The organism is Croceicoccus ponticola, assembly GCF_004004515.1.
Lineage (GTDB): Bacteria > Pseudomonadota > Alphaproteobacteria > Sphingomonadales > Sphingomonadaceae > Croceicoccus > Croceicoccus ponticola.
The window spans coordinates 732,300-745,283 of sequence record NZ_RXOL01000001.1; the positions used below are offsets into that span (position 1 = coordinate 732,300).

The 12,984-nt window shown below is 62.0% G+C and carries 13 protein-coding genes; 8 read left to right on the forward strand and 5 right to left on the reverse strand.

Annotation, left to right across the window (positions count from 1 at the left end; all coding sequences use genetic code 11):
• From EKN06_RS03535 to EKN06_RS03545, 3 genes are all read left to right on the forward strand, one after another.
• Nucleotides 1–1,044 (forward strand): ABC transporter ATP-binding protein, encoded by a 1,044-nt coding sequence (locus EKN06_RS03535; RefSeq protein WP_127611466.1) that lies wholly within the window; start codon nucleotides 1–3, stop codon nucleotides 1,042–1,044.
• Nucleotides 1,041–2,072, forward strand: a complete 1,032-nt coding sequence (locus EKN06_RS03540) for an ABC transporter ATP-binding protein (RefSeq protein WP_127611467.1) — start codon at nucleotides 1,041–1,043, stop codon at nucleotides 2,070–2,072. Before EKN06_RS03535 ends, EKN06_RS03540 begins: the two co-directional genes overlap by 4 nt.
• A 108-nt stretch (nucleotides 2,073–2,180) precedes the next feature.
• A complete protein-coding gene (locus EKN06_RS03545; protein WP_127611468.1) occupies nucleotides 2,181–4,232 on the forward strand; it encodes a 3-hydroxyacyl-CoA dehydrogenase NAD-binding domain-containing protein in 2,052 nt (683 codons plus the stop codon).
• Nucleotides 4,233–4,280: 48 nt separating this feature from the next.
• Here the strand turns inward: EKN06_RS03545 and glk are convergent, their stop codons facing one another.
• A complete protein-coding gene (gene glk / locus EKN06_RS03550) occupies nucleotides 4,281–5,264 on the reverse strand; it encodes a glucokinase (RefSeq protein ID WP_127611469.1) in 984 nt (327 codons plus the stop codon).
• Nucleotides 5,265–5,341: 77 nt separating this feature from the next.
• Between glk and EKN06_RS03555 the strand changes: the two genes are divergently transcribed.
• Nucleotides 5,342–6,103, forward strand: coding sequence for an SDR family NAD(P)-dependent oxidoreductase (locus tag EKN06_RS03555; RefSeq protein ID WP_127611470.1), 762 nt, complete (start codon nucleotides 5,342–5,344; stop codon nucleotides 6,101–6,103).
• A gap of 13 nt (nucleotides 6,104–6,116) precedes the next feature.
• Here the strand turns inward: EKN06_RS03555 and EKN06_RS03560 are convergent, their stop codons facing one another.
• The gene (locus EKN06_RS03560; protein ID WP_127611471.1) at nucleotides 6,117–7,274 is read right to left on the reverse strand and encodes a D-alanine--D-alanine ligase; all 1,158 of its coding nucleotides are present in this window, start codon (nucleotides 7,272–7,274) and stop codon (nucleotides 6,117–6,119) included.
• Between the two features lie 95 nt (nucleotides 7,275–7,369).
• Between EKN06_RS03560 and EKN06_RS03565 the strand changes: the two genes are divergently transcribed.
• From EKN06_RS03565 to EKN06_RS03575, 3 genes are all read left to right on the forward strand, one after another.
• Nucleotides 7,370–8,119 carry an alpha/beta fold hydrolase gene (locus EKN06_RS03565; protein WP_127611472.1) on the forward strand — a complete coding sequence of 250 codons (750 nt, stop codon included), beginning with the start codon at nucleotides 7,370–7,372 and terminating at the stop codon, nucleotides 8,117–8,119.
• Nucleotides 8,116–9,753 carry a Mur ligase family protein gene (locus EKN06_RS03570; protein WP_127611473.1) on the forward strand — a complete coding sequence of 546 codons (1,638 nt, stop codon included), beginning with the start codon at nucleotides 8,116–8,118 and terminating at the stop codon, nucleotides 9,751–9,753. Before EKN06_RS03565 ends, EKN06_RS03570 begins: the two co-directional genes overlap by 4 nt.
• Nucleotides 9,754–9,910: 157 nt before the next feature.
• Complete coding sequence (locus EKN06_RS03575) at nucleotides 9,911–10,345, forward strand: hypothetical protein (RefSeq protein WP_127611474.1); 435 nt, start codon at nucleotides 9,911–9,913, stop codon at nucleotides 10,343–10,345.
• Between the two features lie 48 nt (nucleotides 10,346–10,393).
• Here the strand turns inward: EKN06_RS03575 and EKN06_RS03580 are convergent, their stop codons facing one another.
• Genes EKN06_RS03580 through EKN06_RS03590 form a run of 3 tightly spaced genes read right to left on the reverse strand, consistent with a single transcriptional unit; the run spans nucleotide 10,394 to nucleotide 12,466 of the window.
• Nucleotides 10,394–11,143, reverse strand: a complete 750-nt coding sequence (locus tag EKN06_RS03580; protein WP_127611475.1) for a molybdopterin-dependent oxidoreductase — start codon at nucleotides 11,141–11,143, stop codon at nucleotides 10,394–10,396.
• A complete protein-coding gene (locus EKN06_RS03585; protein ID WP_420810747.1) occupies nucleotides 11,140–11,973 on the reverse strand; it encodes a cytochrome b/b6 domain-containing protein in 834 nt (277 codons plus the stop codon). Before EKN06_RS03585 ends, EKN06_RS03580 begins: the two co-directional genes overlap by 4 nt.
• Nucleotides 11,954–12,466: a hypothetical protein gene (locus tag EKN06_RS03590; RefSeq protein WP_127611476.1), complete on the reverse strand. Its 513-nt coding sequence runs from the start codon at nucleotides 12,464–12,466 to the stop codon at nucleotides 11,954–11,956. The genes EKN06_RS03585 and EKN06_RS03590 overlap by 20 nt, the downstream gene beginning before the upstream one ends.
• A gap of 193 nt (nucleotides 12,467–12,659) precedes the next feature.
• On the opposite strand from EKN06_RS03590, the gene EKN06_RS03595 reads away from it, so the two are divergent.
• Nucleotides 12,660–12,983: a PilZ domain-containing protein gene (locus tag EKN06_RS03595; RefSeq protein ID WP_127611477.1), complete on the forward strand. Its 324-nt coding sequence runs from the start codon at nucleotides 12,660–12,662 to the stop codon at nucleotides 12,981–12,983.
• The last annotated feature ends 1 nt before the right edge of the window (nucleotide 12,984 follow it).

Sequence of the window (12,984 nt, forward strand, 5' to 3'; positions counted from 1 at the left end):
ATGCCGTTACTCGAAGTCAAAGATCTCAAGACCTCGTTCTATACCCGCGACGGCGTCGTGCGCGCGGTCGATGGCGTGTCGTTCTCGCTAGAAAAGGGCGAAACGCTGGGCATCGTCGGTGAGTCCGGTTCGGGCAAGTCGGTTACCTGCTATTCGCTGATGCGCCTGATCCCTGAACCTCCGGGCCGGATTGACGGGGGCACGGCCATGTTCGACGGCCAAGACCTGTTGCAGATGAACGAGGCGGAGCTGCGCAAGATACGCGGCCGCCGGGTCAGCATGATCTTTCAGGATCCGATGACCTCGCTCAATCCCTATCTGCGCATTTCGACGCAACTGATCGAACCGTTGCGTCTGCACTTCGACGTCGACAAGAAGGCTGCACTGAACAAGGCCATTGCCGCGCTTGAAGAAGTCGGCATTCCCGAAGCGTCGAGCCGGATCCATTCCTATCCGCATGAATTTTCGGGCGGCATGCGTCAGCGCGTGATGATTGCCATGGCGCTCATTACGGAGCCTGACCTGCTGATCGCGGACGAACCGACCACCGCACTCGACGTCACGGTTCAGGCGCAGATTCTGGACATCATCAAGAAGCGGCAGGAAGTTCTCGGCACCGCGGTCATCCTTGTCACTCACGATCTTGGTGTCGTTGCGGGCAACTGCGACAAGGTCAACGTCATGTACGGCGGCCGGATGATGGAGAGCGGGACGGCCGAGCAGGTCTTTTACAACGCGCAACATCCCTATACCCGGTCCCTGCAGAAAACGATCCCGTCGCTGCAGACCAAGGGCGCCGAACTTTATACCATCCCCGGACTTCCACCAGACGTGTCGAAGCCGATCCACGGCTGCGCATTCTATCCCCGCTGTCCCTATCCCAAGACCGGCGCTGCCGAGGGCGACCGGCCCAAGCTGGTGGACCTTGGCGACGGGCATTGCTTTGCCGATTGCCATTTCTGCGATTCGTCTGCGCCCATCGAAAGCGTGCTGACGACGGACGTGCCCGTGGAAGACATCACGCCAGCGGGGGCCGCCGAATGAGCGAACATCACGAACCCGGCGTGCGCATCGACCCGCGCGAGGATTTTCTCGTGCTCGACGATGTGCATACGTATTTCGATCTCGGCACGACGCTGTTCACCCGCGAGAGCAAGGGCGTGGTCAAGGCTGTCGACGGCGTGACGCTGACGGTGAAGGCGGGCGAGATTCTCGGCCTCGTCGGCGAATCGGGCTGCGGCAAATCCACCCTGTCGCGCACAATCATGCAGCTGATCCGTCCGACGTCGGGCCGCATTTTCCTTGAGGGCAAGGAACTGTCTGCACTGTCTGACAAGGATATCCGGCACGAGCGGATCAATTTCCAGATGATCTTCCAAGACCCTTATGCGTCGCTCAACCCGCGCATGACGGTGCTGGACACGCTTGCCGAAGCGATCCGCACGCGGCACCCGACGGCAAAGGGCAACGCCCTGCGCGGCAGGGTTGCCGAACTGCTTCGCACCGTGGGCATGAATCCGGCTCAGATGAAACGCTATCCGCACGAATTTTCGGGCGGCCAGCGGCAGCGCGTCGCCATTGCCCGTGCGCTGGCGACCGAGCCCAAGCTGATCATCGCGGATGAGCCGGTATCGGCGCTGGACGTGTCGATTCAGTCGCAGATTCTCAACTTGCTCAAGCGGCTGACGCGAGAGATGGGGCTGACGATGATCTTCATCAGCCACGATCTTTCGGTCGTGCGCTACATCGCGGACCGGATTGCGGTGATGTACCTTGGCCGCATTCTCGAACTGGGCGAAGCGTCGCAGATCGTCGATCATCCGCTCCACATCTATACCCGCGCTTTGATGAGCGCGATCCCGCAGCCCGACCCGATCGTCGAACGCACGCGCCACCGCATCGTGCTGCAGGGCGATCCGCCCTCGCCGCTCAATCCGCCTGAAGGCTGCAACTTCTGGCCCCGCAGCCCGGTCGAACATGACGAACGCATGAAGCACGAGGAGCCGGTTCTGACCGAGATCGAACCTGGCCATTACGCGGCCAACTGTCCATTCTGCCTTCAGGAGGCCTGAGACACACCTGTTCCGCTGCGGAATTGCCATTTCGGCTCCGAGCGGGCATCTCTGCGCGCGAATCCCGCCATGCGCGGGCCGATAAAGATCATGGAAGGAACCGCCTGGATGTCCGAAGCGCTGTCCGATACTGTAACCCTGTCGATCGAAAACGGCGTTGCCGTCGTCCTGATCGACAATCCGCCCGTCAATGCCCTGGGCCTTTCGGTCCGACAGGGGCTTAGCGCCGCAGCGGACCGGATTGCAGGCGATGACGCGATCAAGGCGGCTGTGATTTCGGCCAAGGGTCGCACGTTCCCCGCCGGCGCCGACATCGCGGAATTTGCCATCGGCATGCGCGAACCGTGGCTTCCGGGCGTGATCCAGAAGATCGAATCGCTGGAAAAGCCGGTCGTTGCCGCGATTTTCGGAACGGCGCTGGGCGGCGGATTGGAACTCGCGCTTGGCTGCCATTATCGTGTTGCCGCGATGTCGGCGAAAATGGGTCTGCCCGAAGTACAGCTGGGCCTGTTGCCCGGTGCCGGCGGCACGCAGCGCCTCCCGCGCCTGATCGGTGCCGAACGTGCATTGCAAATGATGGCCACGGGCAAACCGGTTAAGGCGCCGGTTGCAAAGCAGATGGGTCTTGTCGACAAGGTCGTTGCAGATGACACGCTGATGGCCGAAGCAGCCGCAATGGCGACCGCAGCGATTGCCCACGAAGGCCCGCTGCCACGGGTTTCCGAAAAGGACGACGTCATTGCCAAGGACAAGGCGGACGCCGGCTTGTTCGACCGCTTCGTCGCCGAAAACGGACGCCTGTTCCGCGGCGTTATCGCGCCCGAACAGATCCTCCACTCGGTAAAGGCCGCCGTAAGCCTGCCGTTTGCCGAAGGCATGAAGGCAGAGGCCGAGAATTTCGGCAAACTGTTCACCTCCGACCAATCGCGCGCGCTGCGCCACGTTTTCTTCGCCATGCGCGAAACGACCAAGGTGCCCGACATTGCCAAGGATACGCCGCTGATCGACGTCAAGAGCGTTGGCGTCATCGGCGCGGGCACGATGGGTGGCGGCATTGCGATGTGCTTTGCCAACATCGGCATCCCCGTAAAGATCGTGGAGGTTAAGGCCGAAGCGCTAGAGCGCGGGCTTGGCGTCATTCGCAAGAATTACGAGGGCACGGCAAAGAAGGGCCGCCTGACCGCAGAGGATGTCGAAACCCGCATGGGCCTTTTGACCGGCACGCTCGACATGGAAGACCTTTCCGACGTCGACCTTGTGATCGAAGCCGTGTTCGAAAGCATGGAGATCAAGGAAAAGGTCTTCAGCCGTCTCGACAAGATCTGCAAGCCGGGCGCGATCATGGCGTCGAACACCAGCTTCCTCGACATCGACCACATCGCGACATTCACCTCGCGCCCCGAAATGGTCTTGGGCCTCCACTACTTCAGCCCCGCCAACGTCATGCCCCTGCTCGAAGTCGTGCGCGGCGCGAAGAGCAGCGACAGCGTTGTCGCCACCGGCATGAAGCTGGCCACGAAGATCGGCAAGACGCCGGTTCTGGCGCGCGTGTGCGACGGGTTTATCGCCAACCGCCTGATGTATCCTTACATGGTATCGAGCCAGGAAATGCTGCTGGCCGGCACACCGATGCAGGTGATCGACGCAGCGATGCGCGACTACGGTTTCGCGATGGGGCCGATCGCGCTGCTCGATCTCATCGGGCTCGACGTCATCACTTTCCCCGGCGAAATGACGATGACCGGTGAACTGGTCGCGCAGGAACGTCGCGGGCAGAAGCTCAACGGCGGATTTTACGACTACGACGAAAAGCGCAAGGGCACCCCTTCGCCCGCCGCGCTCGACATCGTGGACAAGGTTCGCAAGCATCGCGGCATCGCGGGCGACCATGAACTGTCGCCCGAACAGGTCGTGGCCGGTCTGCTTTATCCGGTCGTCCATGAAGGTGCGAAGATCCTCGAAGAAGGCATCGCTCTTCGCGCAGGCGACATCGATGTCGCCGCGATCCTCGGCTACAACTGGCCCGCCTATCAGGGTGGCCCGATGTGCTGGGCCGACATTCACGGCCTGTCGAAAATCGTCGCCGGACTTGAAGCGATGGGCCTGAAGCCAGCCGAATTGTTGAAGAATCTTGCCGCAGAAGGCGGTTCTTTTACCTGATCCGAACGGCGCGGAAGGCGGCCTGAACCGGTCGCCATCCGCCGCCTGTTACGTGAACCTTTGCGCGAAGGCCGCCGCCGCGCCGAACAGGCCGGGCTGCGGATGGGTGATGAGCCGGACGGGGATGGTTTCCATCCAAGCCTTGAACCGCCCCTTGTAGACAAACCGGTCGGAAAAGCCCGAAGCGACGATCTGGTCCTTGATCCGCAGGCCCAACCCGCCTGCGATGACGACGGAATTCGACCCGTGCGCCAGCGCCAGATCGCCCGCCGCTGCGCCCAGTATCATGCAAAACCGCTCCATCGCCTTGACAGCTATGGGATCGCTGCCGGTAATTGCCGATAGCCAAAGTTCGCGGTCGTCACCCGAAGGCATGGGTACCCCCTCGATCCGGGCGATAGCTTCGGCGAGATAGACGATGGCCGGGCCCGAACACATCCGTTCTACCGAAACGCGTGGCAGCGATTCGCGCACGATGGCGAGGATCTGTTCTTCCACCCTGTCTTCGGGCGCGAAACCGATGTGCCCGCCTTCGGTCGGTTGCACGCGATAGGAACCATCTTCGCGCCGAACCAGCGCCGCGACGCCCAGCCCGGTGCCGGGGCCAGTAATCGTCGTGGTCCCGAATTCAGGGATCGCCTCCGGGCCCGCAAGATGGAGAAAATGCTCGTCGCCTGCCGCCGCAACGGCATGGCCGACCGCGGCGAAATCGTTGATCAGGACATGTTCGTCGACGCCCAGCTCCGCCGCGATCTGCGCCGGGCGGATCACCCAGTGCGAATTGGTGAAGCGTATCTCGGTCGCGGTTACCGGCCCAGCGACGGCAATTGCGGCCGCACGCGGCAGACTGCCGCTCTGCGCATCCTCGAACCGCTGCCACGCTGCGGCAAGACCGTCGACGCTGCCGGTGGCGAATGTCGTGGGATCGCCCACCGTCACCACTTTGCCCCCGGCTACTTCGGCAAGGGCGAATCGAGCGTTGGTCCCTCCCACGTCGATGCTGACGAGGCTTTTTGTCGTTTTTGTTGTCATGAATTGCAGGGCTAACTGCTGGCCCAACGATTAACAAGCGGTTGCGCGAAATCCTGCCATGCGGCACCTGAGGCTGCATGAAAATCGATCTTTCCGGCCACAGGGCCATCGTCACCGGGGCATCCAGCGGGCTTGGCGCACATTTTGCGCATGTCCTTGCCGATCACGGCGCCGACGTCGCGCTCGCTGCGCGGCGGGTCGACCGGCTGGAAACCCTGCGTGACGCATTGCGGGCCAAGGGCGTGAAGGCGGAAGCGATAGCGCTCGACGTCGCCGATACCGACGCGTGCAGGGCCGCCGTCAACGCGGCAAGCCATGCGATCGGAACACCGACGATCCTGCTGAACAATGCCGGAATCGATGGTGCGGGCTTGGCCATAAAGCAGGACATCGCCGAATTCCAAAAGGTCGTGGCGATCAACCTGACAGGTGTTTTCGCCATGGCCCAGGCGGCCGCGCTGGCGATGAGGGATGCCGGGACAGGCGGTTCGATTGTGAACACCGCCTCGATCCTCGGCCTGCGCCAGGGCAATGCGCTAACCGCCTATGCCGCCAGCAAGGCGGGCGTCGTCCAATTGACGAAGCAGCTCGCGCTTGAATGGGCGCGTTTCGGCATTCGCGTGAACGCACTGGCGCCGGGCTATTTCCCGACGGAGATCAATGCGGGCCATTTCGAGACGCCGCAGGGTCAAGCGATGGTGGAACGCATCCCCATGCGCCGACTGGGCAATCTGCCAGATCTGGACGGTCCGATGTTGCTGCTGGCGTCCGACGCCGGGGCCTACATGACCGGCGCCGTGATTCCGGTCGACGGTGGGCATCTCGTCTCGACGTTATAGAGGCTGACGTCTCTCAGCGTGGCAGCAGGTAGGCGCCCTGCGGCACGGGATCGTCGAAGCGTTTTACGCTGTCGCGAAGTGCTTCGGACACGAGATGGTCGATCAGTTCGGGGAACAGCAGGGGCTGCTCAGCCGCTTCCCACAGGAAGAATCCGTAGGAACCCGGGATCGCGTTGATCTCGTTGAACCAGATTTCGCCGGTTGCGCTGTTCGACATGAAATCGATGCGCGGCGCGCCGCGATGCCCCAGCGTCATGAACGCGCGGCGGGCATAGTCGTGGATCGTCGCCTTGAACGCGGGCGAGAGATCGGGGTTTATGTCGCGGGTCAATGACAGCATCCCTTCGCTCGGCAGGAAAGCGCCCTTCGTGCCGCCGCCCGACGACAGGTACTTTTCTTTGAAATCAAGCAGTTCGGCGCCGGACTTAGGACGTTCTATGGCCGAGAACTTGACCTCTTGGCGCTCTTCGTCCCACCGCATGGCAATATTGTATTCGACAAGGTTCTGCACCTGCGGCTCGATGATCGCGAGGTTGTCCTGCGCCAGGACATAGGCGACGAGCGCGGGCAGGTCCGCCGCCGTTTTCGCCAGCCCGACACCGATGGACGAGCCGAGGTTGGCAGGCTTAACGATGGTAGGAAAGCCGAACTTCGCCTCGACCTCCGCAATCAGTGCGGCGGTATCGGCCAGCCGCGCGCGGTTGGCGGTCACGTGGTCTAGCACGTTGACACCCGCCAGCCGGACCAGAGCCTTTGTCGCGTCCTTGCGCATCGCCATCGCGCTGGACCCGGCTGAAAATCCGGTGACCGGGATGCCGAGCAGTTCGAAATGTCCTTGAAGCCGGCCGTCCTCTCCGAATGGTCCGTGGAATACCGGCAGCACACAGTCGATCGGCGTTTCGTTCAATGAAGCCCGTTCGCGCATGACCGGCCCGCGTTCGGACCAGCTGAAGATCACCTCGGGCGCGCCGGACGGCTTGGGCTTGAAACGGCGAATATCGCGCAGGGTCTGGGCCGAGAAAAACCGGTTCTCGAAATCGGTATATACCGGGATCACTTCGATGCCGCGCACGTCGGCCGCGTCCATCAACTGGTGCGCCGACACGACCGAAACGTCATGTTCCTGGCTCGCCCCGCCAAACAGCACCGCAACCCGTTTCTTCACCGCCATGATCGGCTCTCTATCCCCAGCTTGCTCGTCGCACCCTGTGTGCGACTCGCAGGTGTCAACTTGTGCGCCATCGCCGGCCCTGTAAGAAGGGGGCCATGCAGCCTCCCCACTACATCCGGATCGGCACGCCGGACGCACCCAAAGTGGTCTTTGCCCACGGATGGGGCCGGACACACCGCGATTTCATTCCGGTCGCAGAGGCTTTGGCCCCGACGATCGATGCCTACCTGTTCGATCTTCCCGGCCACGGCAAGTCGGAACGGCCGGATGCGGCATGGGGAACGGTGGAATACGCCGAATACATGGCGCGCTACGTCACGATGGACCTTGGCATCGACCAGTGCGTCTGGGTCGGGCACAGTTTCGGCGGGCGCATGGGCCTGCGCCTTGGCGTGCAGTCGCCGGGCATGATGCGCCACATGGTGATCGTCGCCGGCGCTGGCGTGCCGCGCGACATTTCCACGGCCGAACGGTGGAAGCGCAAGTGGAAGGGCCGCAAGTTCCAGAAGCTGAAGGCCGCCGCCACGACCGAGGATGAACTGATCGAGCTGGAAAAGCGTTTCGGCAGCCCCGACTACGTGATGAGCCGAGAAACGGGAATGCGCGACATCTTTGTGAAGACGATCGCAGAGGATCAAAGCGCGGACCTACCCCGCATCCCTACCGAAACGACGCTGATCTATGGCAGCGCGGACACCGAAACCCCGCCGGAAATCGGGCGCAAGATCGCAGCGCTCGTTCCGAACAGCACATATATCGAGTGCCCGCATTACGATCACATCTCGATCCTCGATCGCGGGCGGCACCAGATCGCCCTGGCGATCAAGGAGGCGGTAGCGGCATGATCCATCTTGGCCCACTGCAGATCGCGATCCTTTTTGCTTCTTTGATGCTGACCGCGGCCGTGGCGCGGCTGGCATGGGTGCGGCTCAACACGTTGCTCTCTTATTTCCAGCAGGAGGAATACGACGGCGGGCGCTTTCTTGGCGCGGTACGGCGCGTCCGGCTTTACGATGTTAAGGCCAGCCTCGTCCTCTTGGCGCTGATGATCGCTACTGCGGTCAGTGTGCTTGCCGGCATGACCCTCTGGTGGATCGCCACCGGCATGGTGCTGGCTGCAGCGGTCATTGTCTGGCTTGCCCAGCGCGAAGCGAGCTATCGATACAAAAAGCCGCTGGTTCTGACCGAACGGGCGCGTCGCATCCGCAAGATTGCGGCATTGATCGCGGCTTTCCCGATCCTTTGCACCATCGTCGGCTCGCTGCCGGCGCTGATCGCCATTCAGATCCTGCCGCTTACGCTCGTGATCGCCAACGCGCTGCTCAAGCCCGGTCAGGAAAGGATCAATCGGGACTATATCGAAGAAGCGGGGGCCAAGCTGGAGCGGATGAATCCGGTTCGCATCGGCATTACCGGCAGTTTCGGGAAGACCACGACGAAGCACATCTTCGCCGAAGTGCTCGCCGTTTCAGGGCCGGTTTTTTATTCGCGCGGATCGATCAACACCGTGCTTGGCCTCACCCGCCACATCCGTGAACGGTTGCAGTGGAGCCACCGCTATTTCATCGCCGAAATGGGCGCGTACGGCATCGGGTCGGTTCGTCGCCTGTGCGATTTCGTACATCCCGATTACGGCATCGTCACCGCCATCGGCGAAGCGCATACCGAACGGTTCGGATCGGTCGACAACATCGCGAAGGCGAAATCCGAACTGGTCGAGGATGTCTGCGAAAATGGCGGCACCGCGATCGTTTCGACGCAAGTGCTCGACTATGCCCCGTTCCGCGATCTGCGCGCGCGTTACGATGGTCAGGTCGTCAGCGTCGGCCCTGAAGAAGACGCCGACATCCGCATCGTGTCCGCCGCCCTGGATCAGGCCGACTGGAAGATCGTGCTGATCGACCGCCGCGATGGCGCGGGCGGCGCGACTCTTGAATACGAACTGCCGCTCCTGGGCGAACACAACGTCACGAATTCCGCCTTGGCCGTGGCTGCGGCGTGGATCATCGACCCCAGCATCGCCAACCGCATTCCACTGGTCACTCCCGATGTCGAACAAGTGCCGCACAGGCTGCAAAAGCGCGAAAGTCCAGGCGAAGCGCTGGTGCTGGACGATGCTTACAACGCGAACGAGGCAGGCTTTCGCAACGCCGTTGCCGTCGCTGCGGACCTTGCGCGGCAACGCGGCGGGCGGGCCATCGTGGTCACGCCGGGCATCGCCGAACTTGGCCTCGAACATGACCGGGTACACGCAGCGCTTGGCGAATATACCGCCGGGCTCGCCGATATGGTCTACGCGGTGAATCCCTCCCGGATCGGCAGCTTCACCAAGGCGCTCGTCACCAATGGCAAGCCCCCGATCGAAGTCGCCAGCTTTGCCGATGCACGCGATGCGCTGCGCGCAGAGGCACGGCCCGAGGATGTGATCCTGTACGAAAACGATCTTCCCGACTTGCTTGAGGAACGACGCCTGCTCTGATCCTGCTGTTTCATATCCGCGCCAGCACCGCCGACATTGCAAGTCATTCGTTGCGGGCCCATCGTGGCATCAGGCTGTCGAGTCTCCCAGGGTTGACGGAGTAGCGGCCTAGGGGCGCGCATTTGGGCAAAAAGCCCGATGCAAGGGGACAGAGGACATGATTTCCAAGACTGTACGGGCGACCTCTATGGCCGCCGCGATTGCCATTGCCTTCGCCATGGGACAACCCGCCATTGCGCAGGATTCGCTGGACGACCTGCCCGTGTTGACCGAATACCATTTCGCGCCGGGGAAATACGCCGCAGCCATGGCCATGATGGCCGATGGCGACCGCATCCGGGCAGAAGCGGGGCTGGAGCCGATCACCTATTATTGGCACGTGCAAGGCGATTCCTGGCAAGTCATAACCGTCAGCCCACCAACGGTCGAAAACGAAGGTGCGCGTTACAAAGCTGCACGTGAAAAGCTGAAGATTGCGCGTCCCGACCCCGGCGCGGGCATGACTTTGATGACAAGCCACATCGACACGTTGGTCAGGAAAAAATCGGCCGCTGAAATGCAGGTCGAGATGCAGGCTGCCGCTTCGGATTGATCGAACGATGCAACCGGCGGGCAGCCCCAGGGGTTGCCGGCCGGTTGTCTAGATTCCGGCCCACCACTGATAGCCGGCGCGATCTTCCCAGAAACCGCCTTTCCCGCCGCCAAACCGCGCCAGGTCGTCCGTCAGGACGATCCCCTTCACGTATTTCGCATGCTTGTAGCCAAGCTGGCGCTCGACCCTCAGCCGCAATGGCGCGCCGTGCCGTTCGGGCAGCGCCGCGCCGTTCATCCGCCACGCCATGATGGTTTGCGGGTGATACGCCTCGATCAGGTCGATGCTTTCGTAATAGGGCGTCTCGCCAAAGTTGTCGGCGCATTCGAACAGGACATACCGCGCCTGTGGCAGAACACCCGCCCGATCCAGAATCAGCTTTAGCGGCGTACCCGTCCATTCGCCAATCGCGCTCCACCCTTCGACGCAATCGTGGCGGGTGATCTGCGTGTGCGCGGGCATCTGGCGCAGGGCTTCGAGCGGCAGGCTCTGCCCCTGCCGGACCAGCCCCGTCACGGTCAGCCGCCAGGTGGCGAACCCTTCGGCAAGGTGCTGGCGATATTCCGCCGTGTCGGCCGTGCGCGATCCGTTGGCGCGAAAATCCGGGCTGCGTTCGGCGCGGGTATATTCCCGCGCCAGTGCGGTGCGCGGGGTCACCAACCGCTGTGCCCCCATCGTGAACCTGTCGAGCGAGGTCGCCAGCAGATCGGCCGGGCCCGTTTCCAGTATCTTTTGGCAGCCGCCCAGCGTCAGGCCCGCACCCAATCCGGTGATCAACCCGCGGCGTGAAATCGTCATGACGCTTTCTCCGGCGGAATGCGGAAACGCCCGGTGATCATCGACCGTATCTCGTTCACCGGTCCTGCCAGTACCACCATCGCGAGATGGACGAGGATGAACAGCACGATGAGCATCGCGGCGATGAAATGCACGGAGCGCGCTGATTGCCGCCCGCCGAAGAGGTCGAGTATCCATCCCCAACTGGCGTTCATCGTTGGGCTCATCCCCAGTCCCGACAGCACCATTGCAGGCAGAAGAACGAACAGCACGGCCAGATAAGCCAGCTTCTGCAATATATTGTAGCGCACAGCCGCCTCACCGCGCGGGAAACGCAGGCGGGCATGGTTCTTTACGTCCTGCCACAAATGCCGAGGCGCAAGTTCCCCGCGCTCTGGCAGGAGATCGCGTCCGACGTGACGGTTCACCAGCGACCAAAGCAGATAAAGCACACCGCAGATTGCCAGCAGCCACGCTCCCAGAAAATGGTACTTGCGCCCTTCGGCAAGATTGTAGTGCGCCGGAAGAGTCATCCAGTGCGGAAACGCGCGCACGACCTGCCGCCCATCCTTTTGCCACGAACCGAGAACGCCGGTCGTGTCGATCCTGATGGTCCCGATGCGCAGATATCCGTCGCCCGACTGAGTGGCACCGATCCGCAGCCACGGATCGTCGGGGTTGGCCCCGTATTGCCCCCAATATAACCTGGGATGCGCGTTGAAGATGGTCAGCCCGCTCATCAACAGGGTGAAAACCGCAACAACATTGAGCCAATGCCAGGCGCGTGTGGACAGGCGATGCCTGCGCACTACTTTCGCATCGGTGACGGTATCACCCGGCAATGATTTCAAGCTTGTAATCCGCCTTCTCCCCGCGCCGCGCGGCGCTGCGCATCATGTAGACGCGAATGCGATAATCGCCCGCCGACGTAGTTAGGCCTTTATACTGGTTGCCCGCAACAGATCCGACGTGGAAGGCGACTTCGTCTTCCCCTGGCGCGAGAATGTTGAAGTACGCCGCTGTGTTTTGCGTGGCCATCGAAACGTTCAACGGCTGGCCTGCCGCGAATTTGGCGACGTAATCGATCATCTCGTATCCCGTGATCGAATCCTCAATAGTGATGGCATTTTCGCCAGCGGCAAATTCTACCCGTTCGATCGGAATGTCGTCGACCTGCGCCGCCGGCACGTACGCTTCGGCAGGCTCGGCAGCAGGCGCCGCGAGGTCAGGTTCGGCGGCGGTCGCCGCAGCCTCCGCAGTCAGCATCGGCTCGTCCGTGCTATCGGGCGAGCAGGCACCAGCCGCCAGCAGCACGGAACACGACAGTAATCTGAAAATTCGCATGACAGACCCCCTTCCATCATGGCCGCTCGGGCAATGTGCCTTTTTCGGCAAGAAATGCAGGATGCCTCAGCAGTCAGCATTCGGCAAGGGAGAAGGTCTTGCAGGAATTTGCGCAACGAATTTGAAAATATCTAGTCTTCACAAGGCCATCACGTGCACAAATCATTAATTTCAGCCATGATATCTGGCGTGGATGGCTCATAGATACCAACATCGTTCCCGGGTCAGGATTCCGGCAGGCTATCGCACCGACAAAGGTGACGAGATTGCAACGTCGGTCATCGACATTTCCGAACGGGGCTGCCGGCTTCGCAGCGGCGTCGATCTTCTGAAGCCGGGAGAGGGTCTGTCCATCGCGATCGGCAACCTGGCCCCAGTTTCGGCGCAGGTGCAATGGCAGTACGGTTCGTTCTGCGGGCTTTCCTTTGTCCGACCGCTCGACACGGCCCTGCTCGATCATCTCAGGCACGCTTACGTACGCGGCGCTCTTCCTTTAGAATCGCTGCCGCGACCCTGAC

Bases quoted from the DNA above. Each gene is read 5' to 3' on its own strand.
- EKN06_RS03535 (WP_127611466.1), top strand. From the start codon at position 1: ATGCCGTTACTCGAAGTCAAAGATCTCAAGACCTCGTTCTATACCCGC.
- EKN06_RS03540 (WP_127611467.1), top strand. From the start codon at position 1,041: ATGAGCGAACATCACGAACCCGGCGTGCGCATCGACCCGCGCGAGGAT.
- EKN06_RS03545 (WP_127611468.1), top strand. From the start codon at position 2,181: ATGTCCGAAGCGCTGTCCGATACTGTAACCCTGTCGATCGAAAACGGC.
- glk (WP_127611469.1), bottom strand. From the start codon at position 5,264: ATGACAACAAAAACGACAAAAAGCCTCGTCAGCATCGACGTGGGAGGG.
- EKN06_RS03555 (WP_127611470.1), top strand. From the start codon at position 5,342: ATGAAAATCGATCTTTCCGGCCACAGGGCCATCGTCACCGGGGCATCC.
- EKN06_RS03560 (WP_127611471.1), bottom strand. From the start codon at position 7,274: ATGGCGGTGAAGAAACGGGTTGCGGTGCTGTTTGGCGGGGCGAGCCAG.
- EKN06_RS03565 (WP_127611472.1), top strand. From the start codon at position 7,370: ATGCAGCCTCCCCACTACATCCGGATCGGCACGCCGGACGCACCCAAA.
- EKN06_RS03570 (WP_127611473.1), top strand. From the start codon at position 8,116: ATGATCCATCTTGGCCCACTGCAGATCGCGATCCTTTTTGCTTCTTTG.
- EKN06_RS03575 (WP_127611474.1), top strand. From the start codon at position 9,911: ATGATTTCCAAGACTGTACGGGCGACCTCTATGGCCGCCGCGATTGCC.
- EKN06_RS03580 (WP_127611475.1), bottom strand. From the start codon at position 11,143: ATGACGATTTCACGCCGCGGGTTGATCACCGGATTGGGTGCGGGCCTG.
- EKN06_RS03590 (WP_127611476.1), bottom strand. From the start codon at position 12,466: ATGCGAATTTTCAGATTACTGTCGTGTTCCGTGCTGCTGGCGGCTGGT.
- EKN06_RS03595 (WP_127611477.1), top strand. From the start codon at position 12,660: ATGGCTCATAGATACCAACATCGTTCCCGGGTCAGGATTCCGGCAGGC.